Genomic DNA, 26,013 nt, shown 5'->3' on the forward strand with positions numbered 1-26,013 from the left:
CATGAGCGATTCATCCATTGCGTCCAGCCCGCCGCATGAAGCGCGCCGTCCGTCGACGCTCAAGCAGCACGAGCGCAGGGTCGGCGTCATCTTTGCACTGCCCGCGCTGCTGGCGTTTGTCGTCGTCATCCTGATTCCGTTCGCGAAGTCGCTGAAGCTGTCGTTGTTCAGATACACGATCGATACGCCGGAGCCGCAGTTCGTCGGGTTCGACAACTTCGTCAAGCTGTTGCGCGATCCCACCATCGTCAGTGTCTGTCTGAACACGCTGATGTTCGTCGTAAGCGCGACCTTGCTGACGATGATCATCTCGCTCGCATGGGCGCTGATGATGAATCAGGCGTTCAAGGGCAGGGCATTCGTGCGCGCGGCCTCGTTGCTGCCGTGGGTGTTGCCGTCGACGGTCACGGCCTTTCTCGCGGCGTGGATCTTCAACGGGCAGTACGGCGTGCTCAACGCGATCCTGCTGTCGACGGGACTGATTTCCGAGCCGATCACATGGCTTGCCGAACGTCATGGCGCGATGGCTTGCGTGGTCGTCACGAAGGTATGGCTATCGGTGCCGCTGTTCATGGCGTTCTTTCTTGCCGGCCTGCAAAGCGTTTCGCAGGATCAGGTCGATGCCGCGCGCGTGGATGGCTGCGAAAACCTCGGTGTGCTGTGGCACGTGGTGCTGCCGCATCTCGCGCCGACGCTGATCATCGTGATGATTCTCGGCACGATGGGCAATCTGCAGGCCTTCGACGTGATCTATGCGCTCACCGAGGGCGGCCCGGTCGGTGCGACCACGATGCTGTCCGTCGAGGTCTACAAGCAGGCCTTCGAGAACTGGGATATGGGGATGGCGTGTGCCGTCGGCGTGCTGTGGTTCGTGCTGATTGCCGTGCCCACGGTGTTTTATCTGCGTGCTCTGTTCAAGCGGGAGTCGTGATGCTGCTGAATCTTCGAACCGGACCGGCCAAAGCGACCTTTGTCGCGGCATTCGTGGCCATCGCGGCGTTTCTGTTCCTGCCTATCGTGTGGATGGTGCTCACGTCGATCAAGCCGCAAGGCGAGGTGTTCGTGCAGTTTCCCTCGTTCCTGCCGCATGCGCCGACCTTTGAAAACTATCGGAGCCTGTTCGCGCAGAGCGAAATGGCAGGCTATCTGCGCAACAGTCTGCTGACGGCGGGCGGCGGCGCGCTGCTGACGGTCACGCTCGCCACGTACGCGGCCTACAGCTTTGCGAAGTTCCGCTATCGCGGACGCAAACCGCTGATGGTGCTGATGCTGTCGGCGCAGATGTTCCCGTTCGCGATGCTGCTGATCAGCCTGTATCCGATCCTGCAAACGCTCGGGCTGCTGAACACGCGCATCGGTCTGATCATCGCGTACATCGTGCTGGCGCTGCCGAGCGGCACGTACATGCTGTACAGCTACTTCGTCAACATTCCGAACGAGATCATCGAAGCTGCCCGTACCGATGGCGCGAGCGAGCTGTACATCCTGCATCGCATCGTGTTGCCGCTCGCGATGCCCGCGCTCGTCACCGTCGGTTTGTACTCGTTCATGTGGGCATGGAACGACCTGCTGTTTTCGCTGACGCTGATTACGTCGCCCGAACTGCGCACCGTGGGCCCCGGCCTGCTGCTCGGCTACATGGGTGAAGGCAAGAGCGACTGGGGCGGCGCGATGGCGGCGTCGATTATCAGTTCGCTGCCTGTGGTGATCGGCTTTGCGTTTCTTCAACGTTTCTTTATTCAAGGCCTCACAGCCGGGGCGGTCAAATCATGAGACTCGCAGACAAGGTCGCCATCGTCACAGGCACAGGGCAGGGCATCGGCCGCGCGATATTGCGCCGGTTCGTGCAGGAAGGCGCGCGCGTGGTCGCCGTCGAATGGTCGCGTGAAGCGGGCGAGGCCGCGCTCGACGGTTTGCCTTCAGAGCGCGTGCATCTGCTGTGCGCCGATGCTCACGCGCAGTCCACTGTCGATGAAGCCGTGCAACAGGCGTTGACGCGATTCGGCGGCCTGCATGTGCTGGTCAACAACGCCGTTCGCTACACGGAGCGCAAGGTAACGGAATGCTCCGACGAAGACTGGATCACCACGATCGACTCAGCCCTCAGCACCGGCTTTCGCTTCTGCCGCGCAGCGATCCCGCACATGATTCGTCACGGTGGCGGCTCGATCGTGAATCTGGCGTCGATCAACCATATGGTCGCGAATCCGGGACTCGCCGCGTACACGGCGGCCAAAGGCGGCGTCGCTGCGCTCAGCAAGCAGATCGCCATTGAATACGGCACGCAGGGCATTCGCTGCAACGCGGTGTCGCCCGCGCTGATCGCCACCGAACGCACGATGCAGGGCGTGAGCGATCACGACATGCGCCTGAACCGCGAATGCTATCCCGTCGGCCGGATCGGCGAACCCGACGATGTGGCCAATGCCGTGCTGTTTCTTGCATCGGATGAAGCGTCGTTCATCACGGGTGTCGATCTTGCTGTCGATGGCGGCCTGACGTCGCTTGCCGCCAGCGCGGTGCTGTCCACGCGCATACGCGGCTGGTGGGGCCGTCCACCCATCACCTTGCCCGACGCATAGCCACAACGATCCATCGGGAACACATTCATGAAGGAGACAACACATGGCTCAGATTGAGCTGAAAGGGGTGCGCAAGAGCTTCGGCCCCGCGACGGTGATTCACGGCGTGGATCTGCAGATTGCCGATGGCGAATTCTGCGTGTTCGTCGGACCGTCGGGCTGCGGCAAGTCCACCTTGCTGAGACTGATCGCCGGGCTGGAGGAATGCAGCGAAGGCACGATCTCGATTGGCGGCGTGGACGTCACGGACGCGCAGCCTGCACGCCGTGGTATCGCGATGGTGTTCCAGTCGTACGCGCTCTATCCGCATATGACCGTTGCGCAAAATATGGGCTTCGGTCTCAGGATGATTGGCGTGCCGCAAGCGCGGATCGACGAGGCCGTGACGCGCGCTGCGCAGACGCTGCGGATCGAACACCTGCTGGGCCGCCGTCCGAAGGACCTGTCGGGCGGTCAGCGTCAGCGCGTGGCGATTGGCCGGGCGATCGTGCGCGATCCGAAGCTGTTTCTGTTCGATGAACCGTTGTCGAATCTCGATGCCGCGTTGCGCGTCGAGATGCGCGTCGAGTTGTCGAAGATCAAGGCACAACTGGGCACGACCTTCGTCTACGTGACGCACGATCAGATCGAGGCGATGACACTCGCCGACAAGATCGTCGTGTTGCGCGACGGCAGGATCGAGCAGGTTGGCTCGCCGCTCCAGTTGTACACGCGGCCCGCAAACCGTTTTGTGGCCGGGTTCATCGGTTCGCCGAAGATGAACTTTCTCGATGTCGGCGCGAAGGGCGGACGCGGCGCTGCCGTGCAGGTCGCGCTGCCGGGCGGCGGCACGCTGTCGCTGTCAGGCGACATACGCTTGCCCGCCGATCCGTCGATCACGCTCGGCGTGCGCCCCGAGCATCTGCAACTCGCCGATCTGGACAACAGCCACCTGCGTGGCCGCGTCGTGCTCGCCGAGCGTCTTGGCGGTGAGACGTATGTGCACGCCCAGGTCGAATCGGCGATGGTGCTGGTCAAGGCGGCAGGCGACGCGCCCGTTCGCGCCGGGGAGAACGTTGGCCTGTCGATTGCCGCGCGCGAGGCGCATCTGTTCAACTCGGCCGGTGCGCGCATTGCCGTTGCCGAACCGCATGCGCTGCGAGCCTGACACGATGACACCACATCCATTACAGATCGTCGAGGTGCGTCACTGGAAGGTCGCGATGCCTTTCAGGCAGGCACTCGAATGGGGTTCGGGCGCACGGCCCGCTGCAACCCGGCTGGTCGTCGAAGTGACGCTGGCCAATGGCGTGAAAGGCTACGGCGAAACCATCTGCCTGCTCGAATTCGTCGAGCCCGTACTCGTCAACACCGTGATACCGATTGCGAAGCAACACCGCGCGTGGGATGTCGAGCGCTTCACGCGGCATGTGTTCGGCGCGGGCTATTACCACCACAAACGCGCGGCCGTCATGGCCATGGCGGCTGTCGAAATGGCGATGTGGGACGCGCAGGGACGCGTGGCGGGCTGCCCGCTGGCGGACCTGTGGGGCGGCATCTATCGTTCGCAGGTCGAGGTCTCTGCGTATCTGTTCGGCACCGATGCCGCGCAACTCACCGACGCCGCGCAACGCTTTCTCGACGAGGGATACCGAAGCTTCAAGGTGAAGATCGGCATGACGCCCGCAAGCGATCTGTCGAATGTCGAAGCCGTGAAGCGCGTGACGGGCGATCTGCCGCTGCGTGCCGACGTGAACAGCGCGTGGACACCCGGCACGGCCAAACGCATGCTGGAATGTCTGCGCCCGTTCGACCTGCAATACGTCGAACAGCCGCTCGAACTCGACGACTTGCAAGGTCACGCACAACTGCGCGGCGCCCAGCCTGTGCCGATTGCGCTCGACGAATCGGCCTATACGCTCGCCGACGTGGGCAACATCGTGCGCCATGGCGCGGCCGACGTGATCCTGCTCGATCCGCACGAGATCGGCGGACTCTGGCAGACCATCAAGGCCGCGGCCATCGCGGAAGCGCATGGCATTCCCGTCACGCTGCATAGCGGCGGGGAACTCGGTTTCTCGCAATCGGCTTATGTGCAGCTTGCCAGCACCATCCCGAACATGTCGATCTCGATCGATTCCGAGCGCGACTATCTCGCCGACGATGTCGTGCGCTCGGCGCCCACTGTAAAGGACGGCGCGTTCTCGCTGCCCGAGGGGCCGGGACTCGGCATGGAACCGGATTTCGACAAGCTGAACCGCTATCAGGCCGACCACATCCGTGGCGCTTATCTCGACGCGCGACGGCCCGGATGGTTTTCGACCAAACCCGCGTACTGACGCGAAGAGACCTCATACACATGAACAGGAAAAACAGCATGGCACCGATCTCAGGCGTATTTCCCGTATTGCCGACACCGTTCGATGAGCACGGCAAGGCCGACGTCGAGAGTCTGCGCAAACTGGTGCGCTATCTGATCGACGTGGGCGTCGACGGCATGACTTATCCCGGCGTCGCGAGCGAGTTCAACCAGTTGACCACGGACGAGCGGCTCGCCCTGACCGACATCGTGCTCGACGAACTCGATGGCCGCGTGCCGCTGGTCGCGGGCGTATCGAGCACCGATGTCAGCCATACGGTGCAGCTTGCGCAGGCAGCCGCGGAACGCGGCGCCAGCGCGCTGATGATCGCTGCGCCGCCCGATCGCAAGACCGCCGAAGCGCAGATCGAGTTTTTCGCGGCTGTCGCACGCGCCGTCCCCGACACGCCCATCGTGTTGCAGAACGTGCCGGCACCCGTCGGCGCGGGTCTCGATCCCGACGTGCTGGTGGCGATACTGAACGCGGTGCCCGGCATCCGTTACGTGAAGGAAGAAACCTTGCCGAGCGGGCAGCGGCTCACGTCGGTGCGCGATGCGGCGCCGCGCACGTTGCTGGGCGTGCTGGGCGGCGCGGGTGGCCGCTATATCACCGACGAGTTGCGGCGTGGCGCGTGCGGCACGATGCCTGCCGTCGAACTCGCTGAAGTGCATGTGGCGCTGTTTGCCGCGCACCGTGCCGGCGAGAACGAACGCGTGCGGCAGATCTTCACGCGCATGTTGCCCATTCTGAACGTGCAGGCCGTGTTCCGCTGGTCGCTGACGAAGTACGTGCTGCATCGGCGCGGCCTGATCCGTTGCCGTCTGCAACGTGCGGCCGGCCCTTTGCTCGATCACCAGGACGCAGCGGACGTCGATGCCTTTCTGCACGACATCGAAGATCTTCTTGCGCCGTGCCGGACATAAAGCCCTTTCTCTTTTCGAACAGCGCAAACGTCATGACTCACGTACCCGCCATTACCCGCGTCGAATCGTTCATCGTCTCGATTCCGCGCGACGAGCCGTATCTCGGTGGACTCGGCAAAGACGAGCAGGTCAATTCGCGGGGTTATCTGATCCGCAAAGGCAACGGGACCATCTACCCGACCACGGACATGTCCGTGCTGATCCGCGTCACTGCCGAAGACGGCACCGTGGGATGGGGCGAAACCTACGGCATCGTCGCGCCTGAAGCTGTCACGGCCATCATCGACGACGTGCTCGGGCCCGCCGTGATCGGCCGCGATCCGCGCGATGCCGTCGTGATTCAGGAAGATCTGTACAACCTGATGCGGGTGCGCGGCTTCTTCGGTGGTTTTTACGTGGATGCGATCGCGGGCGTCGATATTGCGAGCTGGGATCTGTTCGGCAAGCTGGTCGGGCAACCCGTCGTCAAGCTGATTGGCGGGCAGCGTCAGCAGGAGATCCCCGCGTACGTGTCGGGCTTGCCGGGCCGCACGCTGAGCGATCGCGTTGCGCTTGCGCGTTCGTTCGTCGACAAGGGCTTCAACGCGTTCAAGTATCACGCCGCCGTGTCGTTCGACGGCATTGTCGAAGAGATGCGTGCGCTGCGTGAAGGACTCGGTGATACCGCAAAGATCATGGTCGATCTGCACTGGAAATTCACCGCGCAGGAAGCGATCCAGCTTGCGGATCAGCTGGCGCGCTGGCGGCCGTATTTCATCGAAGCGCCTTGCCAGCCCGAAGATCTCGAAGGCCAGGCGCGTGTGGGCGAACAGATTCGCGTACCGCTTGCGCTGGGCGAGGAATGGCGCACGGTCTATGAGTATCGTCCGCGGCTCGAGCGGCGTTCGATGTCGATCATCCAGCCGGAGATGGGGCATATCGGCATCAGCCAGTTCATGCAGATCGCACGCATGGCGAACGCCTTCCATATGAAAGTGATTCCGCACGCGACCATCGGCATCGGCATTTTCCAGGCGGCGAGCCTGCACGCGACGGCTGCCTTGCCGAACGCACCGATGCACGAATACCAGCATTCCGTTTTCGACCGCAACCTTCGCTATGTGAATACGGCGATGCGTTGCGCGGACGGCGTGTTTCAGTTGCCGCAAGGGCCGGGACTGGGCATCGAGCCAGGCGAGCAGGTCTGGCAGTACGTGCGAAAGAGCAAAGCGGGCTGATATTGCCCGTCATGGCGCACAAGGTGGCCATGACGGGATTTCATTCAATCAAGCAGGGGTGTGGGACATGAAGCCATCTTTTATCAGCCTCGACTGGGGCACGTCGAGTTTGCGCGCGACTCTCGTTGCCGCCGACGGCGCGATCATGGAAAGCCGCAGCGCCGCAGGCGGCGTGATGACCGTGAAGGACCGCGATTTTCATACTCCGTTGAATGCGATCTGCGAGGACTGGATCGACATGCATGGTTGCCCGATCGTGGCGAGCGGCATGATCGGCAGCCGTCAGGGCTGGGTCGAAGCGCCGTATCTCGCGTGTCCGGCTACGCCCGCCGCCGCTGCGCACGCCTTCACCACGCTGCGCGTCGCCGACAAGGTGGACATGCACATCATCCCCGGTGTGCGCTGCGGTGGTGTCGATTCGATCCACGACGTGATGCGCGGCGAGGAGACGCAGATCTGGGGCGCGGGCGTCGGTCCGCAGAGTCTTTGCGTGCTGCCGGGCACGCACAACAAATGGGTATTCGTCGACGACAATTCGACCATCACGCACTTCGCCACCTACATGACGGGCGAACTGTATGGCCTGTTGACGAAACACGGCATTCTTGGGCGCCTGATGGAGTTCGGCACGCGCGACGACGAAGCCTTTCGCGCAGGCGTCGCACTCGGACTCAAACATCCGGAGCAGGCGACGCATGTGGTCTTCGCTGCGCGCACGGCACGCCTGATGGATGAGATGGCGCCCGCCGGCTTGCCGGACTATCTGTCGGGCATCCTGATCGGTGTCGAAGTGGCGAGTGCGCGGGCCGTGTACTTGCCGGACGCATCGCGCCCGGTCGTGCTGATCGGCGACGATGATCTGTGCCGGCGCTACGAGTGGGCGCTGGAGATGGCGGGCTTGCGCACGGAACGGGCGATAGACGGAGCAACCGTGCTCGGGCACGTGCGCATCGCGAAGGAGGCGGGGATCGTCGATAGAAGCGCGCATTGAGCAAGCGGACAGTTTCTGCCTGAAGACCTCTTCACACGCTGCGGACTTCTCACATGGACATCGAGCCGACACGCCGTATCCAGGGTTCTGCCGGAACCAGCCTGCTTGCGAAGGTGCGCGAGTATGCGGCGCAGCGCATTCGCTACGAAGTGATCGGCCTGATCTTCATCGTCATGACGATCAATCTTGCCGATCGCGCGGCGATGTCGGTTGCGGGCACACCGATGTCCGCCGAACTGCACCTGAATCACATTCAGCTCGGGTGGATTTTCTCGTCGTTCGCGTGGGCTTATACGTTGTGCCAGCTGGCAGGCGGGTGGGCGCTGGACCGCTTTGGCGCAAAGCGCACCTATACGGGTGCGATTTTCCTGTGGTCGCTGGCGACTGCGTGTGTCGGCCTGGTACCGCTATTCGGCCAGCAGGCGGCGCCTGCTCTGATCTTCGCGTTGATCTTTCTGGTCGGCATGGCGGCGGCGCCCTGTTATCCGGCGAACGCGAAGATCGTGGCCGCATGGTTTCCGGCCATCGAGCGCGGCACGGCATCGGCGATCTTCAATGCGACCCAGTACTTCGCGGCTGCCGCATTCACACCCGCGCTCGCGCTGCTCGCTGCCAGTCTCGGCTGGCGCTCGGTCTTTTTCGCCATGGGCGTGATCGGCCTCGCGGCGGGCGCGCTGTTCGCGCTCAGGCTGAAAGCGCCGCTCGCACATCCACGTCTGACGCGCGCTGAACGCGAGTTCATCGAAGTGGGAGGCGGCACACTCGATATGGATGGGCGGCGACAGCATGGCGGATCGTCCGCTTCATCTGCTTCATCTGATTCGCGCGGGGCGGTGTTCGGTCAGATCGGGCGGCTGTTGCGAAACCGCGTACTGCTGGGGATTTCACTGGCTCAATACTGCATCAGCACGCTCAGTTTCTTTTTCATCATGTGGGTGCCTGTTTACCTCGTGCAGGAAAGACATATTCCGCTTCTGCGCGCCGGGATTCTCGCGTCGATTCCTGCCATCTGCGGATTCACGGGCGGCATTCTGGGAGGCATGCTGTCGGATCTGCTGTTGCGCCGGGGCCGCTCGCTGACGGTCGCGCGCAAGGTGCCGATATACGCGGGCATGCTGATGGCCTCGGGCATCGTAGCGTGCAATTACGTGAACGCAGACTGGCTCGTGGTCGTCATCATGGCAATCGCATTCTTCGGCAAAGGCTTCGGCGCGCTTGGATGGTGCGTGATCAGCGATACGTCGCCTGTGAATGCCGCCGGGCTGAACGCGTCGGTGTTCAATACGTTCAGCAGCGTGTCAGGTGTTGTCACGCCGATTGCAATCGGATTCCTGGTGCATACGCTTCATTCGTTCAGCGGTGCACTCGTGTTCGTCGGCGCGCATGCGTTGCTGGCTATCGTCTGTTATGCGTCGATTGGGACGATCAGACGGATCGATGCTGTCTAAGCGGCTCGAATGCACCGTGTGGGCGCAAGCCCACACGATAGCTCGCCGTTGTCACGTGCCGAACCCCCACTAGGTATCAATACTGATGCGTCCATTCCGGCAATTGCGCTACATTGAATGCAAGCGCTTGCATTTATTGCAGTGACGGTTGCATCGATCGATGTGATCGGCCTTCCTACGTCGGGAGCACACATGAGCATCTCTTATGTGAAGCGTGCCGCCAAAACACCGGAAACGGAGACGGCGGCGGCGCAGAAAGTGGTCGGCGACATGCTGGCCACGATCGAATCGGGCGGCGAGGCGGCGGTGCGCGCCTATGCCTCGAAGCTCGATCACTGGGACGGCGAGATCGTCGTGCCGCCCGCCGAGATCGAGCAACGGTGCCGCGCTGTGCCGCCGCACGTGCGCGCGGACATCGATTTCGCGGTCAGGCAGGTCACGGACTTCGCGACGGCGCAGCGGCGCTCCATCGAAGACTTCGCGGTCGAATTGCATCCGGGCGTGATCGCCGGCCAGAAAGTGATTCCCGTCAACGTGGTGGGCTGCTATGCGCCCGCCGGGCGCTACGCGCACATTGCGTCTGCCTATATGGGCGTGGCGACCGCGAAGGCTGCCGGCGTGAAGACCGTGATCGCCTGTTCCAGTCCGTTTCGGGGCGAGGGCATTCATCCTTATGTGCTGTACGCGTTTCAGGCGGCAGGTGCCGACATCGTGCTGACACTGGGCGGCGTGCAGGCGATTGCATCGATGGCCTATGGCCTGTTCACAGGCAAGCCCGCCGATGTCGTGGTCGGCCCCGGCAACAAGTTCGTCGCCGAGGCGAAGCGGTCGCTGTTCGGCAAGGTGGGCATCGACGTGTTCGCAGGGCCGTCGGAAGTCGCCGTGATCGCCGATGACACCGCCGATCCCGCCATCGTCGCGAGCGATCTGGTCGGTCAGGCGGAACACGGGCACGAATCGCCGGCGTGGTTGTTCACGACCTCGCCAGCGCTGGCCGCTGAAGTCATCGAACGCGTGCCGCGCCTGATCGACGCGCTGCCGCCCACCGCGCGCGATGCGGCGTCGGCTGCATGGCGGGATTACGGCGAAGTGATCGTATGCGATACGCGGGAAGAAATCGTCGAAGTGTCGGACCGTTACGCGTCCGAGCATCTCGAAGTGCACGCGGCGGATCTCGACTGGTGGCTCGACAGGCTGACCTGTTATGGATCGCTATTTCTGGGTGAAGAGACCACCGTCGCATTCGGCGACAAGACAAGCGGCCCGAATCACGTGCTGCCGACGCGCGGCGCCGCGCGCTATTCAGGCGGCCTGTCGGTGCACAAGTTCGTCAAGACCTTGACCTGGCAGCGCATGACACGCGACGCGGCGCGGCGCATCGGCGAAGTGACGGCGCGCATCTCGCGGCTGGAAGGCATGGAGGCGCATGCGCGCACCGCCGACGCCCGGCTGAACAAATACTTCCCCGACGAACAGTTCGAAAAGGGCGAAGCGGTACAGATCTGAGCGCCGACGTTTTCAACTCATCGCGAGTGCACGATGGAAGCTACGATGTTCAGTCTCGAAGGGCGAACCGCGCTCGTCACGGGCGGCAATGCCGGCATCGGTCTCGCGATGGCGCGTGCGCTCGGGCGCGCCGGTGCGCGTGTCGTGCTGGTCGCGCGGCGCGAACCGGCGCTGCACGAAGCCGTCAGCGCACTCGCGCATGACGGCATCGCCGCGGCCGCCATCGCGTGTGATCTGTCCAATGAGCAGGCCGCGACTGCATGCGCGCAACGCGCGCTCGATGCACACGGTCATATCGACATCCTCGTGAATGCGGCAGGCGTCAATCTGCGTCAACCATTCGACGAGGTGACGCCGCAAGCCTGGCAGACGCAACTTGCCTTGCATCTGGGCGCGCCGTTCTTTCTGACGCAGACGCTCGCTCCGCAGATGAAAGCGCGCGGCTGGGGAAGAATCATCAACATCGCTTCGTTGCAGTCGTATCGCGCCTTCGCGGACAGCGCGCCCTACGGCGCGGCAAAAGGCGGCGTTGTCCAGCTGACGCGTGCCATTGCGCAGGCGTGGGGCAGACATGGCATTACCTGCAATGCAATCGGCCCCGGCTTCTTCCCGACGGCGTTGACGGCGCCCGTGTTCGCCGACGAAGCGCTCGCGGACCGGCACGCCGCGCAAACCTGCGTAGGCCGCAACGGCAGACTCGACGATCTCGACGGACTCACCGTGTTTCTCGCCAGCGATGCCTCCGCCTACATCACTGGCCAGACCATCATGATCGATGGCGGCTACACCGCGCGTTGACCAGCCAGGACGCCCAACCATGAAAGCACTCGTCTACACCCAGCCCAACGAAGTGCAGTTGCTAGATCGCGATTTCCCCGCCATTGAAGCCGGTGAAGTGATCCTGAAGATCGATGCCGTCGGCATTTGCGGCTCGGACATGCACGCATTCCACGGACATGATCCGCGCCGCAAGCCGGGACTCGTGCTCGGCCACGAATTCGCCGGCACGATCGCAGAGAGCCGCGACCCCAACTGGAAGGAAGGCGAGCGCGTGACGGGCAATCCGCTGATCACCTGCGGCATCTGTGCATACTGCGTTCAAGGTCGCGACAACCTGTGCGCAAACCGTACGATGGTCGGCATGACACGGCCCGGCGCCTTTGCCGAATACATGTCGATTCCTGCAAAAAGCCTCGTCGCAATTCCGCAGGACATGCCTGCCCGTATCGCCGCCGTCACCGAACCGGCAGCGACCGCATTGCATGCCATCAATCTGTCGATGCGCGCACTGATGCGTCCGCTACCGGAATGCAGCGTGTTCGTAATCGGCGGCGGTGCGATCGGCCTGTTGTCCGCGCTGCTGCTGCGCGCGTATGGTTGCCGCGCCGTCACCGTGGCGGAAACCAACGAGGCGCGGCGCCGCTCGGCCGCGCAACACGCAAGCTGTCACACGCTGGATCCGCTGCAAGACCCGCCTCCCGCCGATCACTACGATCTCGTCATCGACGCCGTCGGCGCGCGGGCGACACGCGTGGCGGCGCTGGCGTCGGTGAAGCCGGGCGGCGTGATGATGCACATTGGCTTACAGGACTGGGCGAGCGAAATCGATATGCGCAAGCTGACGCTGGCGGAAATCACGCTGCTCGGCACCTACACGTACACGATGGCCGATCTCCGCGCGACAGTCGCCGCCTTGCACGAAGGCGCTTTCGGCACGCTGGCGTGGCTGGATGAAAGGCCGCTCGCCGATGGCGCACAGGCGTTTGCCGATCTGCATACGGGCAAGGCTGCGTCCGCAAAAGTGCTGCTTATTCCCGTCGCATGATTTCAATCAGAAAGGTGGCGCGCGCGATCGAATGCGATTGAAAGTATCAGTCGCCACGATATTTCCAATCGGTATTCGCGACTTTTTTAATGTCGCGGCTCTGTCTACGATGGAGGCACGAAGACAGCGGCGCTGAAAAAACCGCGACGTCGCCACATGACAAGTCAGCCATCGGGAGGGCTCGATGCAGCACGACCCACGCACGCAGAACGAAAAGCTCGAAGTCAAGACGACAACCTGCTACATGTGCGCCTGCCGGTGCGGAATCCGCGTGCATCTGCGTGACGGCGAAGTGCGGTATATCGACGGCAATCCTGAGCATCCGCTGAATCATGGCGTGATCTGCGCGAAAGGATCGTCGGGCATCATGAAGCAGTACTCGCCCGCGCGCCTCACCCAGCCGCTGATGCGCAAGCCCGATGCGCCGCGCGGGCGCGCGCAGTTCGAACCCGTGTCGTGGGAAACGGCATTCGACGTACTCGAAAAACGTCTCGCCCATCTGCGCGCCACCGATCCGAAGAAGTTCGCACTCTTCACCGGACGCGATCAGATGCAGGCGCTGACGGGCCTGTTCGCGAAGCAGTTCGGTACGCCCAACTACGCGGCGCACGGCGGCTTCTGCTCTGCGAACATGGCGGCGGGCATGATCTACACGATCGGCGGGTCGTTCTGGGAATTCGGCGGGCCCGACCTTGACCGCGCGAAGCTGTTCTTCATGATCGGCACCGCGGAAGATCACCATTCGAATCCGCTCAAGATCGCGATCTCGAAGTTCAAGCGCTCGGGCGGACGCTTTATCGCGATCAACCCGGTGCGCACCGGTTATGCCGCCATTGCGGACGAATGGGTGCCCATCCGGCCCGGCACGGATGGCGCGCTGTTCATGGCGCTCACGCGCGAACTGATCGAGAACGACGCCTACGACCGCGAATTCGTGGAGCGTTATACGAATGCGGGCGAACTGCTCGACATGCGCACCGAAAGCGATACGTATGGTCTGTTCGTACGTGACGAAGCGGCCGAAGTCGGCAATCCGCTCTTTCCGCGCAATCACATGTGGTGGGATCCCGTCAGCCAGCGTGCGGTGCTGCATCATGCGCCCGGCGTGCGTCCCGCGCTGGAAGGCCGTTACACGCTGGCGGATGGCACGCCCGTGGCGCCGTCGTTCGTGCTGCTGCGCGAACGCGTCGCGTCATGCACACCCGAATGGGCTGCGGACATCACCGGCATTCCCGCCGATACGATTCGCCGCCTCGCGCGCGAAATGGCCGAGGTCGCGCGCGATCACGCCATCACGCTGCCGATTCCATGGACGGACGCGTGGGGCGTCGAACATGACAACGTGAAGGGCGCGCCCGTCGCTTTTCATGCGATGCGCGGACTCGCCGCGCATTCGAATGGCTTTCAGTCCATTCGCGCGCTGGCCGTGCTGATGTCGCTGCTGGGCACGATCGACCGGCCCGGCGGCTTTCGTCACAAGTCGCCGTATCCGCGCGCGGTGCCGCCGGCGGCGAAACCGCCCAACAGTCCCGACGACGTGAAGCCCAACACGCCGCTGGCCAACGGGCCGCTCGGCTGGCCGGGCGCACCCGAGGATCTCTTCATCCACGACGACGGCGCGCCCGTACGCATCGACAAGGCGTTCTCATGGGACTATCCGCTCGCCGTGCACGGCCTGATGCACAGCGTCATCACCAACGCATGGCGCGGCGATCCGTATCCCATCGACACGTTGCTGATCTTCATGGCCAACATGGCATGGAACTCGTCGATGAATACCGTCGAAGTGCGCAAGATGCTGGCGGACCGGCACGAGAACGGCGAGTACAGGATTCCGTTTATCGTGGTGTGCGACGCGTTCCAGTCGGAGATGACGGCGTTTGCCGATCTGATTCTGCCCGACACGACCTATCTCGAACGGCACGACGCGATGTCGATGCTCGATCGGCCCATTTCCGAATTCGACGGACCCGTCGATTCCGTGCGTGTGCCCGTCGTGCCGCCCACGGGCGAATGCAAGCCGTTCCAGGAGGTGCTGGTCGAACTCGCGAGCCGCCTGAAATTCCCGGCGTTCACCACGCCCGATGGCCAGCGCAAATATCGCGGCTACGAGGAGTTCATCATCGGCCATCAGACGGCGCCGGGTTCGGGCGTCGGCTTCCTGATGGGCTGGCGCGGCAAGGACGGCGATGCCGCACTGGTCGGCGAGCCGAACCCGAACCAGTGGGAAAAATACGCGCAGAACAACTGCGTGTATCACTACACGTTGCCTGAAACGATGCAGTACATGCGCAACTGCAATGGCCCGTATCTGAAGTTCTCGGTGGAGAAAGGTTTTCGCAAGTTCAGCGAGCCGATCATCATCGCACTGTACTCGGACGTGATGCAGAAATTCCGTCTCGCGGCGCAAGGCAAGACTCAGGGACGACAGCCGCCGGACCGGCTGCGTGCTCGCATCGACAGGTACTTCGATCCGCTGCCGTTCTGGTACGCGCCGCTCGAACACGCCACCACCGATCACACGCGTTATCCGCTCGCCGCAATCACGCAGCGGCCGATGGCGATGTATCACTCGTGGGATTCACAGAACGCCTGGTTGCGGCAGATCCACGGCGAGAACTATCTGTACGTGAATCCGCGCACGGCAGCGGAGCAGGGCATCGACGACGGCGGCTGGATCTACGTCGAATCGCAATGGGGCAAGGTGCGCTGCCTCGCGCGTTACAGCGAAGCCGTCGAGCCAGGCACGGTATGGACGTGGAACGCGATCGGCAAATCGGCGGGCGCATGGAATCTCGGACCCGATGCCAACGAATCGCAACGCGGCTTCCTGCTGAATCATCTGATCACCGACGAGATTCCCGTGACCGATGCCGGCACGTCGCCACGCGAAGCGCGCACCTCGAACTCCGATCCCATCACAGGTCAGGCTGCATGGTACGACGTGCGCGTACGCATCTATCCCGCCGAAGCCGATGCCGATCACACGCTGCCGCAATTCGCGCCGATGCCTGCCGTGCCGGGCGTCGTCGGTGCCACGTCGGGCGGCGTCGTGCAGCGCATCGTGCAGACGTATTTCGCGGGGCGTGGCGAGTTCGCGGCGCGGCTGCGCTCGCGCGGCACGACGCGCAAATGAACTGCCATTGAAACGCAAATGAAGCGGGGAGACAGGCGATGACCCAGATGGCGCTCGTGATCGATCTGAACGTGTGCGTGGGCTGCCACGCATGTGTGACGAGTTGCAAGGAATGGAACACATCGGGCGAGGCGGGCAGTCTGTCGGACTTTCGTCCCTACGACGCCGATCCTTCCGGCACGTTCTTCAACCGCGTGCAGACCTTCGAAGCCGGTGTGTTTCCGCTGGCGGAGACGATCCATTTTCCGAAGTCGTGTCTGCACTGCGAAGACCCGCCGTGCGTGCCCGTCTGTCCGACGGGCGCGAGCTACAAGCGCAAGGAAGACGGCCTTGTGCTGGTCGATTACGACCGATGTATTGGCTGCAAGTACTGTGCGTGGGCTTGCCCTTACGGCGCGCGCGAACTCGACGAAGGCCGCAAGGAGATGACCAAATGCACGCTATGCAGCGACCGCATCCATAACGAAGCGCTGCCCGAGCGCGATCGCAAGCCGGCCTGCGTGCTCGCGTGTCCGACATCGGCGCGTATCTTCGGCGACATTCACGATCCCGATTCGGACGTATCGAAGGCGATACGCGAGCGCGACGGCTACCAGTTGATGCCCGAATGGGGCACGCGTCCGTCGAATCACTATCTGCCGCGCAGGAAAGTCACCTCATGCGGCGGGGCGCAGGGCGATGCGGGCGGCGCATGTGGGTGCAGCTCGGCCACACGGAATGATGACGTCTCCGTCGAAGCGCAGCTGGAGCATGGCACGCTGCATCTCGCGTCCATCGCGACGCGGGTGTGACGCACGCCAATCGCATTGACTGAAAAAAGGAGCGGACTAATGAATCCGGCATTTTCGGTGGTGTTTCTGACGACCTTGAGCGGCGCCGGACAAGGCTTGCTGATCGCGCTGGTCGGTGTCGAGGCGGCGGCGCGCCTCGGCCTGGTGGGTATGGGCGGCATCGACAGCGTGCCGCCGATGTTCTTCGTGGTTGGCACCGCGTTCGCTTGCGTGCTCGGCGTGCTGGGTCTGATCGCGTCGTTCTTCCATCTCGGGCACCCCGAACGCGCATGGCGCGCCATTGCGATGTGGCGGACGTCGTGGCTATCGCGCGAATGTCTGTGCCTGCCCGCGTTTCTTGCCTGCACGTTTGCCTACGGCCTCGCGCATCTGTATGCGTCGCCCTATACGCTTGCGATCGGCGCCGTGGCGGTGCTGGCGAGTGCATTGTTGTTCGTCTGCACGGGCATGATCTACGCGTGTCTGCGCTTCCTGCAGGAATGGGCGACGCCGCTCACGCTCGTTAACTTTGCGCTGCTCGGCTGTGCGTCGGGCTTTACGCTGGCGGCGACGTGCGCGACCTGGCTCGCGCCTGCGCTGATCGTGCCGCTCGCAGCCAGCGCATGCGTGCTGACGCTGGCCGGCTGCGTGTCGCGCGGGGCATCGTTGCGGCGTAACGCGCGGCTGCGGCCGAAATCGACCGTGCAGAGCGCGACGGGTATCCGCGCCGAGCGTGTCGAACAGAAGTCGCGCGGTTTTACGGCAGGCGCGTTCAATCTGCGCGAGTTCTTTCATGGCAAGACGCCGCAGACGTTGAAGCACATCAAATGGACCTTCCTCATAGCAGCGTTTGCGGTGCCGTTCGTGTTGATCGCGTGTGGCGGCAGTGTGCGTCCGCTTGGTCTGTCATGCGCGCTGCTGTGCGTGGCTTCCGTGGTCCAGTATGCGGGTCTGGTTGCAGAGCGCTGGTTCTTCTTTGCGGAAGCGCGGCATCCACAAAATCTCTATTACCGGCAGGCGTAATCTCTGAGCTTGCTGCGCGCGCGAGCACAAGCGTTCCTTGTGCTCGCCGCAAGAATCTTTGGCTTTTCCCTGCTTCTGCCGGACCTTAGACTGGCTTCAGCGTTCCACCCGGATTGGGCGCGATCCATAACAAGGTCAGCATGCGAGTCCCCACTACACTCAAGGTCGACGTCTGGCGCGGTGCCGACGAAGGCAGTTTCCAGCGCTTCGACGTGCCGCGCATGGAAAGCCAGACCGTGCTCGATGTCGTGATCCATATCCAGCGTCACATCGACGCGACACTTTCCTATCGCTTTGCTTGCCGGGTCGGCATGTGCGGCTCATGCGCGATGACGGTCAATGGCCGCGCGCGCTGGACGTGCCGCACGCACGTCACCAAAGTGCTGCCCAATCCCGACGACGTGCTCGAAATCGCGCCGCTCAATCATCTGCCCGTCGTCAAGGATCTGGCCACCGACATGACGGACTTCTTCGACAAATGGCGCGACGCGAAAGGCTATTTCAAGGGCGAGCGCACGCGCGCACAATCGGTCGCGCAGGTCGATCCTGCTTCTGTCGAGCGGCGCGCAGCCGATGCGGGCATCGAATGCATCGGTTGCGGCGTCTGCTATGCAAGCTGCGACGTGGTGGCATGGAATCGCGAGTATCTCGGCCCGGCTGCGCTCAACCGCGCATGGACGCTCGTCAATGATGTGCGCGACACCCAGCAGCACGCGCGCATGCAGGCGGTATCGAACGATGCGGGCTGTCATTCGTGTCATACGCTCGGCTCGTGCACCGAGCGCTGCCCAAAGGCCTTGCAGCCGACCGCGAGCATCGCAGGACTCAAGCGCATGGGCGGCCGCGCGCCGCGGCGAGGTGGGCAATGATGGACGCATGGCGCGTGCAACGCATCTCCGCGATGATCCTGACGCTGTGCGTCGCGGTACACCTCGGAACGATGATCTACGCCGTGCATGGCGGCTTGAATTCCGCGACGATTCTCGCGCGGCTGCACGGCAACCTCGCGTGGACCGTGTTCTACGCGGTCTTCGTGCTCGCAGCGGCGGCGCATGTGCCCGTCGGGCTGCGGCGCATTGCGCAGGAATGGTTGCAATGGCGTGGACGCAGCGTGCATGTGGCGAGCGTCGTGATCGGTATTGCGCTGGCGCTGGCCGGTCTGCGCGCAGTTCATGCGCTGACGGGAGGCCCGCTATGAGCGTTGCACCGCTGCACACGCGCGGCCGCCGCGCCGATTTCCGTGCGCGCAATCATCCTGCGTGGTGGGCTTTCCTCGTGCACCGGCTGTCGGGTCTCGCGCTCGCGTTCTTTCTGCCCGCGCATTTCTGGGCGCTCGGCACGGCGTTGCAAGGTGCCGCATCGTTCGATTCGTTTCTCGCTGTCACGCGGCAGCCCGTTTTCATGTTTGCCGAATGGGGACTCGTCACGTTGCTGGCCGCGCATCTGATCGGCGGCGTGCGCATTCTGCTGATCGAATACCGGCCGTGGAGCGGTCTGCGCAAGAACCTGATCGCGGCGACAGCGGGCGGCGCGCTGGTGGTCGGGCTGGCGTTCGCGTTATCGCTCAGCCTGTAACCGTGTCGCGCCGACCGGCCATAAGGAGACACACAGATGGACATGCAGCAGGTCGAAGAAGTCGCCAAGCAGCTTTACATCCGCGCGCTGAAGCAGTTGCCGCCCGACATCAAGGAAGGCATCGCGCGACTCGAACAGAACGAGTCGGACGCGACCGCGCGCCAGGTGCTCGGCACCATGCGCACCAACATCATGGTCGCCGAAGATAACGACAATCTGCTCTGTCAGGACACGGGCCTGCCGATCTACAACGTGACGATCGGACGCGGCGTGTCGCTCGACGGCGTGGCGCTGAAGGAAGCGATCCGGCGTGGCTGCGAACGCGCGACGCGTGAACACCCGCTGCGCTCGTCGGTCGTGCATCCCCTCACGCGGCGCAACGAACACACATCGTGCGGGCCGCTGATGCCCGCCATTCACATCGACTTCGACGCAACCGCCGACACGCTCGCCATCGAAATGATCCCGAAGGGCAGCGGCTCCGAACACAAATCGTTTCTCAAGATGGCGATTCCCGCCGAAGGCATCGACGCGATCCGGCGCTTCGTTGTCGATTGCGTGGTGGAAGCGGGCGGCAAGACCTGCCCGCCGACCATCGTGGGCGTGGGCATCGGCGGCACGTCGGATCTGTGCGTGTGGCTGGCGAAGCGTGCCGCTACGCGGCCACTCGGTACGCATTCGGACGATCCCGCTGCGGCCGAACTCGAAGCGCAACTGTCGGCGGCTGTCAACCAGCTGGGCGTCGGACCGCAAGGGCTGGGCGGCGACGCCACGGCGTTCGCTGTCCATATCGAACTGGCCGCGACGCACATCACGATGAACCCGGTGGCCGTCAACATGCAATGCCATTCGGCGCGCCGCGCACGCGCGACGCTGACGGCATCAGGCGTTGAATACGGCTACTGATCACGCCTGATGGCGCGAGGAAGACCATGACACATACCACGCTCTCCATGCCCGTCGATGAAGAACAGATTCGCGCGCTGCGCATCGGCGATACCGTCACGCTGATGCAGACGCTGTTCGGGATTCGCGACGCCACGCAGATTCACATGTTCGATCGCGGCCGCACGACGCGCTTCGATCTGCGCGGTCACGCGGTCATTCACACTGCGCCGAACGTGCGCAAGGTGCCGGTATCGGACGATTATCCCGCGGGCTATGCACCCGTCTGCATCGGCACGACCACGTCCGCGCGCATGGAGCGCTTCACCGCGCCTTTGATGGAGCAATACGGCGTGCGCATCGTGATCGGCAAGGGCGGATTGGGCGCGATGTCGCGCGATGCGTTCATGCGGTTTGGCGGTGTGTATCTGGCGATTGTCGGTGGCACGGCGGCGCTGGAGACGACGTGGATCAACCGTATCGAAGACGTCGATCTCGACGATCTGAACCCTGAATCGCTATGGCGTTTCAGCATCGGCGAGTTCGGTCCGTTGCTGGTCGCGATGGACAGTCACGGCGGCAGCGTCTACGCGAAAGTGCAGCAGGAAACGCGCGAACGTCGCAATGCCGTGCTTGCATCGCTGGGTATCGGCGATACGGCGCAATCTTGATTGACGCAAAGGCACGCACATGAAGCAGATCGATACCGACATCCTGATTCTCGGCAGCGGCGGCGCGGGTCTGTTCGCCGCGCTGCACGCGCAGGCCGCCGCGCCGCAGTTGCGTATCACGATTGCCGTGAAAGGACTGCTCGGCAAATGCGGCTGTACGCGCATGGTGCAAGGCGGCTATAACGTCGCGCTGGCGCAGGGCGATTCGATCGAGCGGCACTTCATGGATACGATCGAAGGCGGCAAATGGCTGTCGAACCAGGATCTCGCATGGACGCTCGTGACGCGTGCCGTCGAGCGCATTCGTGAACTCGAAAACGAACTCGGCTGCTTCTTCGACCGCAATCCCGACGGCACGCTGAAACAGAAAGCGTTCGCCGGACAGACGTTTGATCGCACGGTGCACAAGGGCGATCAGACGGGCATCGAAATCATCAACCGGCTGGCCGAACAGGTATGGGCGCGCGGCATCGCGCGGCTGGAAGAACACCGCGCCGTCGAGTTCATCGAAACGCAGGAGGGCGGCCGGCTCGCGGGCGTACTGATGATCGACATGCGTAGCGGCGAATTCGTGTTCGTGCGCGCGCAGGCCGTGCTGCTCGCGACGGGCGGCGGCCCGACCATGTACAAGTACCACACGCCGAGCGGCGACAAGAGCTGCGACGGCATGGCGATGGCGATGCGCGCGGGTCTCACGCTGCGCGACATGGAGATGGTGCAGTTTCATCCGACGGGCCTGCTCGCGGGCACGCACTCGCGCATGACGGGGACGGTGCTCGAAGATGGCTTGCGCGGCGCAGGCGGCTATCTGCTGACAGGCGACGGCGAACGCTTCATGCATCGCTACGACGATCGCGGCGAGCGCGCGACGCGCGACATCGTCTCGCGCAGCATCTTCCGCGAACTGCGCGCGGGCAACGCAACGCCCAATGGCGGCGTCTGGCTGCGCATGGATCACCTCGGACCGGACAGCGTGCGCCAGCGCTTCAAGGGCATGGTCGAGCGCTGCGCGGATTGCGGCTTCGATCTGGCCGGCGGGCAGGTCGAAGTCGTGCCGACCGCGCATTACATGATGGGCGGCGTGATGTTCGACGGCGACTGTTCGACCACGCTGCCGGGCCTGTTCGTCGCCGGCGAGGATGCGGGCGGCGTGCACGGCGCCAACCGGTTGGGCGGCAATGGCGTGGCGAATTCGACCGTGTTCGGCGGCATTGCCGGCGATGTGCTGGCCGACTGGGTGCCGCGCTTCGGCCGGTTCGATACGCCCGACGCAGCGCAGATCGAACGCGCTATGGAGCGATGCACGAAGCCGTTCGGTTTGCCCACGGGCAATCTTGAAGCGATCCGCGAAGCGCTCTATGAACTGATGTGGAACGACGTCGGCATTCTGCGCGACGCGGCGGGCCTTCAGCGCGCGCGCGATGCGCTGATCGACATCGGCGAGCAACTGGATCGCACGGGCATCGATGGACGCGATCTGCGCTTCAATCTGTCGTGGCACGACTGGCTCAATCTGCAGAACCTGACGCTCGTGAGCCGGGCCATCACCGAGTCGGCGCTGATGCGCGAGAATTCGCGCGGCGCGCATTATCGTGAGGATTTTCCGGAAGCGGGCGATCTCGATACGTCGGAATACATGTGTCTGCGTTTGCGTGACGGTGAACTCGAAACGCGCCGTGAGCGCGTGCGGTTCACGCGCGTGCGTCCGGGTCAGTCGCTGCTCGATGCGGTGTCCGTCGATGCGCCCGCTGAAGTGTCGGCGGCGCCGATGAAATGACGCTTGACGGCATCCGTGAAGGCTTCGCGTGCATGCTCGCGCCGTTCGAGCAGGCCGACGCGGCGCGGCGCGATGCGTTCGGGCAGCGCCGTCACGCGCAAGCCCGATTCGCGGTTCCAGTTCGCGTTCGCAAGGCGCGGCACGACGGACACGCCGAAGCCGCGCTTCACCATCTCGCAGATCGATTCGAGCGAGTTCAATTCCATGATGTCGCGCACGGAGGCGTCGAGCCCGCGCAATGCGTCGTCGATCAGCGCGCCGGTCCACGTCTGCCGGTCGAAGCGGATAAACGGCTCGCGCAGCAGCGCAGCGATCTCCGTGCGCGGGTCTTCGGCGGGCGAGATGAGCACCATCGGTTCGCTGTATAGCACGGTCCATTTCAGCGTGGCAGGGAAGCCGGCGGGCGATTGCGTGACGATAGCGGCATCGAGTTCGCCGTTTTCGACGCGTGTCGTGAAGTCACTCGACAAACCTGTGAAGAGTTTCAGTTCGAGCTTCGGATAGCGCCGTTTCAGGTTGAGCATGGCGTCCGCGAACGCGCCCATCAACGACGACACCAGCGCGCCAATCCGCACGACGCCTGCGAGTTCATCGCGTTCGGCAGTGGCGAGAATGCGCCGGTAATCGGCGACTAGTGTCTCCGCGAGTGGGACGATCGCGCGCCCCTGTTCCGTCAGCGCAATCGAACGCGCGCTGCGTTCGAACAGCACGATGTCGAGATCGCGTTCCAGTGAGCGCATCTGCAGGCTGACGGCGGCCTGCGTCAGACACACTTCGTCGGCGGCAGCGGCGAACGAACCGTGGCGCGCGACGGACAGAAAGGTCACGAAATAGCGGATTGCACTCATCTGGCAGTCATCGTTTCAATGCGTGTGTAACGCGTGAGCGAGCGACGAACCGAGCAACGCGACACCCGACGCAAACAGCAGCATCAGCAGCACGCGCCTGAATGCGGTATCGGACAGCCGCACATACAGCCGCGAACCGAGCCATGCAAACAGCAGCGACGACGGCAACATCCACGCGAACAGCACCAGCGTCTGCCGACCGATCAGCCCCGTCAGCGCATACGTAACCAGCGTGAGCGATTGCATCGCGATGAAAAAGCTCTGGCAGATCGCGCGCTGCGTGTCCTTGCTATGGCCGCGCAACATGCACCACACGGTCGGCGCGGGACCGACCAGTCCGGCAATGCCGCCCAGCACGCCACCAATCACACCGATGCCGCCGTCGGCCCATGCACCGCCGATCGTCACGGCGGGTAGGTTCTTCGCAGCCAGCATCAGGCCGCAATACACAATCAGCAGCACGCCCACGCCGATCCGGAACCCTTCGGGATCGATGATGGGCAACAGCGCTGCACCGATCGGCACGCCGATGAAACCGCCCGCGATAAACGGACCGATCAGCTTCGGGCGAATCTGCGCGCGCACCGTATGTACCGTAAGCGCCTGTCCCACCAGCGAGCCGACCCCCAGCATCGGCCCGATGGCTTGCGGCGGTAGCGTCCACGCCCAGAACACCATCGCGACGAGGCCGAAGGCGAAGCCCGCCAGCCCCGACACGAAGCCGGCGACGGCGCTGCCGCCGATCACCAGCAGCGCGACATCGGCGCTCAGCAACCGGCCTCCGTGGCATCAGCCCTGGCGTGCGTCACGACTGCATGCCCCAGCGTTGCACCGTATGCCGTTCGAGCACGCGGAAAATAAGGTTCTCGACCGCGAGCCCGATCAGGATCACCGTAAAGAGTCCCGCGAACACGTTGGCAATATCGAGCAGATTCTTGTTCTCGTAGATAAACCAGCCGAGGCCGCCCGAACCCGAGCTGACGCCGAACACCAGTTCCGCGGCGATCAGCGTGCGCCACGCGAAAGCCCAGCCGATCTTCAGACCCGTCAGGATGCTCGGAAACGCAGCAGGCACGAGAATGCTCGCGACATAGCGTCCGCCGCGCAGGCCGTAGTTACGTCCGACCATCTTCAGCGTATTGCTCACTGACAGAAAGCCCGAATGCGTATTCAACGCAACCGACCACGTCACGGAATGCACCAGCACGAAAATCAGGCTGCCATTGCCGAGCCCGAACCAGATCAGCGCGAGCGGCAGCAACGCGATGGCAGGCAACGGGTTGAGCATCGAAGTCATCGTTTCGAGAAAGTCCGTGCCGATGCGCGACGTGATGGCGGCAGCCGTCAGCAGCGACGCGAGCACGACGCCGCTTACGTAGCCGAGCAAAAGCACATGAATCGAAGCCCACGCCTTGCCGGGCAATTCGCCGCTCGCGATGCTGCGACAAAACGCTTCGACGGTGGCCGTGAAGGTAGGAAACAGCAGCGGATTGTTCAGCCAGCGCGCGTAGCCTTCCCAGATGATGGCAAGCACGGCGAGGATCAGCGCCTTGCGCAGCCAGCCCTGGTTGTAGAGGCGCTCGAATACCGACAACGGCTTTTCGACTACGCTGAATTGTGTCGTCTGGTGGGTTTCGCGGATGATCTCTTCGCGCGGCATCGGCGCCATGCTGTGTGCGGTCGCTTCAGACATTCTCGGCCTCCTCGATCTCGTCTTCGAACAGCATGTGCTGGATGCGTTTTTCCAGCGTCGCCGCCGATTCACCCGCCGCCGCCGTATCCAGCTCCGCTTTCACCTGGCCCGGATGCGGCGACAGCAGCAGAATGCGGCTGCCGACCTTGATCGCTTCGGGGATCGAATGCGTGACGAACAGCACGGTAAAACGCGTGTCCTGCCACAGCGCGAGCAGTTCGTCCTGCATCTTGCGGCGCGTGAGCGCGTCGAGCGCGGCGAACGGTTCGTCCATCAACAGGATGTCCGGCTCCATCGCCATGCCGCGTGCAATCGCGACGCGCTGTTTCATGCCGCCCGACAAGGTATGAGGATGGCTGTCGGCGAATTTGGTCAGATTGACCTTGTCGATGTAATGCATCGCCTGCGTTTCTGCCTCGCGCGCCGACATGCGATGCGACGCAAGCAGCGGAAACATCACGTTCTGCTTGACGGTCTTCCACGGCAGCAGCTGATCGAACTCCTGAAACACCATCATGCGGTCGGGGCCGGGCTTCGTGACGGGCTTGCCCTTGAGCGTGATCGAGCCTTCCGTTGGCAACAGATAACCGCCCACGCTCTTGAGCAAGGTCGACTTGCCGCAACCCGATGGTCCGAGCAGAACGAACCGGTCGCCGGCGTAGACCCGGAAATCGACGCGATACGTGGCCATCACGAGATGTTTGGGCGTCTTGTACTGCAGCGTTACGCCGCTGACATCGAGCAGCGGCGTGTTGTCCTGCGATGAGGCGTCAGGCGTGGCTTCGGCGCGCTTGCGGTGCATCG

25 protein-coding genes are annotated in these 26,013 nt (G+C 63.5%); 21 read left to right on the top strand and 4 right to left on the bottom strand.

The features are described from left to right. The first annotated feature begins 1 nt into the window (after position 1). The 21 genes from DK391_RS07550 to DK391_RS07650 all read left to right on the top strand — a co-directional run bounded on the left by DK391_RS07550 (position 2) and on the right by DK391_RS07650 (position 22,668). Positions 2-931 (top strand): sugar ABC transporter permease, encoded by a 930-nt coding sequence (locus DK391_RS07550; RefSeq protein WP_109477374.1) that lies wholly within the window; start codon positions 2-4, stop codon positions 929-931. Then, positions 931-1,773, top strand: a complete 843-nt coding sequence (locus tag DK391_RS07555) for a carbohydrate ABC transporter permease (protein WP_204117309.1) — start codon at positions 931-933, stop codon at positions 1,771-1,773. Before DK391_RS07550 ends, DK391_RS07555 begins: the two co-directional genes overlap by 1 nt. Then, a complete protein-coding gene (locus DK391_RS07560; RefSeq protein WP_109477375.1) occupies positions 1,770-2,582 on the top strand; it encodes an SDR family NAD(P)-dependent oxidoreductase in 813 nt (270 codons plus the stop codon). Before DK391_RS07555 ends, DK391_RS07560 begins: the two co-directional genes overlap by 4 nt. 43 nt (positions 2,583-2,625) lie before the next feature. Next, complete coding sequence (gene ugpC / locus DK391_RS07565) at positions 2,626-3,729, top strand: sn-glycerol-3-phosphate ABC transporter ATP-binding protein UgpC (protein ID WP_109477376.1); 1,104 nt, start codon at positions 2,626-2,628, stop codon at positions 3,727-3,729. A gap of 4 nt (positions 3,730-3,733) precedes the next feature. After that, positions 3,734-4,900: a mandelate racemase/muconate lactonizing enzyme family protein gene (locus tag DK391_RS07570; RefSeq protein WP_162600731.1), complete on the top strand. Its 1,167-nt coding sequence runs from the start codon at positions 3,734-3,736 to the stop codon at positions 4,898-4,900. Between the two features lie 38 nt (positions 4,901-4,938). Beyond that, positions 4,939-5,844 carry a dihydrodipicolinate synthase family protein gene (locus DK391_RS07575; protein WP_109477378.1) on the top strand — a complete coding sequence of 302 codons (906 nt, stop codon included), beginning with the start codon at positions 4,939-4,941 and terminating at the stop codon, positions 5,842-5,844. 32 nt (positions 5,845-5,876) lie between these two features. Next, a complete protein-coding gene (locus tag DK391_RS07580; protein WP_109477494.1) occupies positions 5,877-7,061 on the top strand; it encodes a mandelate racemase/muconate lactonizing enzyme family protein in 1,185 nt (394 codons plus the stop codon). A 67-nt stretch (positions 7,062-7,128) separates the two neighbouring features. Beyond that, on the top strand, positions 7,129-8,052 hold the full coding sequence (locus DK391_RS07585) for a 2-dehydro-3-deoxygalactonokinase (protein WP_109477379.1): 924 nt from the start codon (positions 7,129-7,131) through the stop codon (positions 8,050-8,052). Between the two features lie 53 nt (positions 8,053-8,105). Continuing rightward, the gene (locus tag DK391_RS07590; protein ID WP_109477380.1) at positions 8,106-9,500 is read left to right on the top strand and encodes an MFS transporter; all 1,395 of its coding nucleotides are present in this window, start codon (positions 8,106-8,108) and stop codon (positions 9,498-9,500) included. Between the two features lie 192 nt (positions 9,501-9,692). After that, on the top strand, positions 9,693-11,006 hold the full coding sequence (gene hisD / locus DK391_RS07595) for a histidinol dehydrogenase (RefSeq protein ID WP_109477495.1): 1,314 nt from the start codon (positions 9,693-9,695) through the stop codon (positions 11,004-11,006). Positions 11,007-11,039: 33 nt separating this feature from the next. Further along, a complete protein-coding gene (locus DK391_RS07600) occupies positions 11,040-11,804 on the top strand; it encodes an SDR family oxidoreductase (RefSeq protein ID WP_109477381.1) in 765 nt (254 codons plus the stop codon). Between the two features lie 19 nt (positions 11,805-11,823). Beyond that, positions 11,824-12,831, top strand: coding sequence for a galactitol-1-phosphate 5-dehydrogenase (locus tag DK391_RS07605; RefSeq protein ID WP_109477382.1), 1,008 nt, complete (start codon positions 11,824-11,826; stop codon positions 12,829-12,831). A 184-nt stretch (positions 12,832-13,015) separates the two neighbouring features. Beyond that, positions 13,016-15,967, top strand: a complete 2,952-nt coding sequence (locus DK391_RS07610) for a molybdopterin oxidoreductase family protein (protein WP_109477383.1) — start codon at positions 13,016-13,018, stop codon at positions 15,965-15,967. Positions 15,968-16,005: 38 nt separating this feature from the next. Further along, a complete protein-coding gene (locus DK391_RS07615) occupies positions 16,006-16,758 on the top strand; it encodes a 4Fe-4S dicluster domain-containing protein (protein WP_109477384.1) in 753 nt (250 codons plus the stop codon). 39 nt (positions 16,759-16,797) lie between these two features. Further along, positions 16,798-17,760, top strand: a complete 963-nt coding sequence (locus DK391_RS07620) for a DmsC/YnfH family molybdoenzyme membrane anchor subunit (RefSeq protein ID WP_109477385.1) — start codon at positions 16,798-16,800, stop codon at positions 17,758-17,760. Between the two features lie 140 nt (positions 17,761-17,900). Beyond that, positions 17,901-18,629 (top strand): succinate dehydrogenase/fumarate reductase iron-sulfur subunit, encoded by a 729-nt coding sequence (locus tag DK391_RS07625; RefSeq protein WP_109477496.1) that lies wholly within the window; start codon positions 17,901-17,903, stop codon positions 18,627-18,629. Further along, entirely contained in the window at positions 18,626-18,958 is a 333-nt protein-coding gene (locus tag DK391_RS07630; protein WP_109477386.1) for a succinate dehydrogenase, read from the top strand. The genes DK391_RS07625 and DK391_RS07630 overlap by 4 nt, the downstream gene beginning before the upstream one ends. Further along, a complete protein-coding gene (sdhC, locus tag DK391_RS07635) occupies positions 18,955-19,335 on the top strand; it encodes a succinate dehydrogenase, cytochrome b556 subunit (protein WP_109477387.1) in 381 nt (126 codons plus the stop codon). The genes DK391_RS07630 and sdhC overlap by 4 nt, the downstream gene beginning before the upstream one ends. Positions 19,336-19,371: 36 nt before the next feature. Beyond that, positions 19,372-20,241 (top strand): fumarate hydratase, encoded by an 870-nt coding sequence (locus tag DK391_RS07640; RefSeq protein WP_109477388.1) that lies wholly within the window; start codon positions 19,372-19,374, stop codon positions 20,239-20,241. A gap of 26 nt (positions 20,242-20,267) precedes the next feature. Further along, positions 20,268-20,891, top strand: coding sequence for a fumarate hydratase C-terminal domain-containing protein (locus DK391_RS07645; RefSeq protein ID WP_109477389.1), 624 nt, complete (start codon positions 20,268-20,270; stop codon positions 20,889-20,891). A 19-nt stretch (positions 20,892-20,910) separates the two neighbouring features. Beyond that, positions 20,911-22,668: an FAD-binding protein gene (locus DK391_RS07650; RefSeq protein ID WP_109477390.1), complete on the top strand. Its 1,758-nt coding sequence runs from the start codon at positions 20,911-20,913 to the stop codon at positions 22,666-22,668. Here DK391_RS07650 and DK391_RS07655 read toward each other — a convergent pair. Genes DK391_RS07655 through DK391_RS07670 form a run of 4 tightly spaced genes read right to left on the bottom strand, consistent with a single transcriptional unit; the run spans position 22,602 to position 26,011 of the window. Next, the gene (locus DK391_RS07655) at positions 22,602-23,516 is read right to left on the bottom strand and encodes a LysR substrate-binding domain-containing protein (RefSeq protein ID WP_109477391.1); all 915 of its coding nucleotides are present in this window, start codon (positions 23,514-23,516) and stop codon (positions 22,602-22,604) included. The two genes, DK391_RS07650 and DK391_RS07655, sit on opposite strands and share 67 nt — an antisense overlap. A 15-nt stretch (positions 23,517-23,531) precedes the next feature. Then, the gene (locus DK391_RS07660) at positions 23,532-24,290 is read right to left on the bottom strand and encodes a sulfite exporter TauE/SafE family protein (RefSeq protein ID WP_109477392.1); all 759 of its coding nucleotides are present in this window, start codon (positions 24,288-24,290) and stop codon (positions 23,532-23,534) included. A 31-nt stretch (positions 24,291-24,321) separates the two neighbouring features. Continuing rightward, positions 24,322-25,176: an ABC transporter permease gene (locus DK391_RS07665; protein ID WP_239482750.1), complete on the bottom strand. Its 855-nt coding sequence runs from the start codon at positions 25,174-25,176 to the stop codon at positions 24,322-24,324. Between the two features lie 25 nt (positions 25,177-25,201). Beyond that, the gene (locus DK391_RS07670) at positions 25,202-26,011 is read right to left on the bottom strand and encodes an ABC transporter ATP-binding protein (RefSeq protein WP_109477394.1); all 810 of its coding nucleotides are present in this window, start codon (positions 26,009-26,011) and stop codon (positions 25,202-25,204) included. Between the last annotated feature and the right edge of the window lie 2 nt (positions 26,012-26,013).

The organism is Paraburkholderia sp. C35 (assembly GCF_003121405.1).
In the GTDB taxonomy this organism is placed as follows: Bacteria; Pseudomonadota; Gammaproteobacteria; order Burkholderiales; family Burkholderiaceae; genus Paraburkholderia.

Excerpts from the sequence above, each read along its gene's own strand:
- DK391_RS07630 (WP_109477386.1), top strand. The coding sequence starts at position 18,626 with ATGATGGACGCATGGCGCGTGCAACGCATCTCCGCGATGATCCTGACG.
- DK391_RS07600 (WP_109477381.1), top strand. The coding sequence starts at position 11,040 with ATGGAAGCTACGATGTTCAGTCTCGAAGGGCGAACCGCGCTCGTCACG.
- DK391_RS07640 (WP_109477388.1), top strand. The coding sequence starts at position 19,372 with ATGGACATGCAGCAGGTCGAAGAAGTCGCCAAGCAGCTTTACATCCGC.
- DK391_RS07585 (WP_109477379.1), top strand. The coding sequence starts at position 7,129 with ATGAAGCCATCTTTTATCAGCCTCGACTGGGGCACGTCGAGTTTGCGC.
- sdhC (WP_109477387.1), top strand. The coding sequence starts at position 18,955 with ATGAGCGTTGCACCGCTGCACACGCGCGGCCGCCGCGCCGATTTCCGT.
- hisD (WP_109477495.1), top strand. The coding sequence starts at position 9,693 with ATGAGCATCTCTTATGTGAAGCGTGCCGCCAAAACACCGGAAACGGAG.
- DK391_RS07550 (WP_109477374.1), top strand. The coding sequence starts at position 2 with ATGAGCGATTCATCCATTGCGTCCAGCCCGCCGCATGAAGCGCGCCGT.
- DK391_RS07650 (WP_109477390.1), top strand. The coding sequence starts at position 20,911 with ATGAAGCAGATCGATACCGACATCCTGATTCTCGGCAGCGGCGGCGCG.
- DK391_RS07590 (WP_109477380.1), top strand. The coding sequence starts at position 8,106 with ATGGACATCGAGCCGACACGCCGTATCCAGGGTTCTGCCGGAACCAGC.
- DK391_RS07605 (WP_109477382.1), top strand. The coding sequence starts at position 11,824 with ATGAAAGCACTCGTCTACACCCAGCCCAACGAAGTGCAGTTGCTAGAT.
- DK391_RS07560 (WP_109477375.1), top strand. The coding sequence starts at position 1,770 with ATGAGACTCGCAGACAAGGTCGCCATCGTCACAGGCACAGGGCAGGGC.
- DK391_RS07570 (WP_162600731.1), top strand. The coding sequence starts at position 3,734 with ATGACACCACATCCATTACAGATCGTCGAGGTGCGTCACTGGAAGGTC.
- DK391_RS07555 (WP_204117309.1), top strand. The coding sequence starts at position 931 with ATGCTGCTGAATCTTCGAACCGGACCGGCCAAAGCGACCTTTGTCGCG.
- DK391_RS07625 (WP_109477496.1), top strand. The coding sequence starts at position 17,901 with ATGCGAGTCCCCACTACACTCAAGGTCGACGTCTGGCGCGGTGCCGAC.
- DK391_RS07610 (WP_109477383.1), top strand. The coding sequence starts at position 13,016 with ATGCAGCACGACCCACGCACGCAGAACGAAAAGCTCGAAGTCAAGACG.
- DK391_RS07645 (WP_109477389.1), top strand. The coding sequence starts at position 20,268 with ATGACACATACCACGCTCTCCATGCCCGTCGATGAAGAACAGATTCGC.
- DK391_RS07615 (WP_109477384.1), top strand. The coding sequence starts at position 16,006 with ATGACCCAGATGGCGCTCGTGATCGATCTGAACGTGTGCGTGGGCTGC.
- DK391_RS07580 (WP_109477494.1), top strand. The coding sequence starts at position 5,877 with ATGACTCACGTACCCGCCATTACCCGCGTCGAATCGTTCATCGTCTCG.
- DK391_RS07665 (WP_239482750.1), bottom strand. The coding sequence starts at position 25,176 with ATGCCGCGCGAAGAGATCATCCGCGAAACCCACCAGACGACACAATTC.
- DK391_RS07575 (WP_109477378.1), top strand. The coding sequence starts at position 4,939 with ATGGCACCGATCTCAGGCGTATTTCCCGTATTGCCGACACCGTTCGAT.
- DK391_RS07655 (WP_109477391.1), bottom strand. The coding sequence starts at position 23,516 with ATGAGTGCAATCCGCTATTTCGTGACCTTTCTGTCCGTCGCGCGCCAC.
- DK391_RS07670 (WP_109477394.1), bottom strand. The coding sequence starts at position 26,011 with ATGCACCGCAAGCGCGCCGAAGCCACGCCTGACGCCTCATCGCAGGAC.
- DK391_RS07620 (WP_109477385.1), top strand. The coding sequence starts at position 16,798 with ATGAATCCGGCATTTTCGGTGGTGTTTCTGACGACCTTGAGCGGCGCC.
- ugpC (WP_109477376.1), top strand. The coding sequence starts at position 2,626 with ATGGCTCAGATTGAGCTGAAAGGGGTGCGCAAGAGCTTCGGCCCCGCG.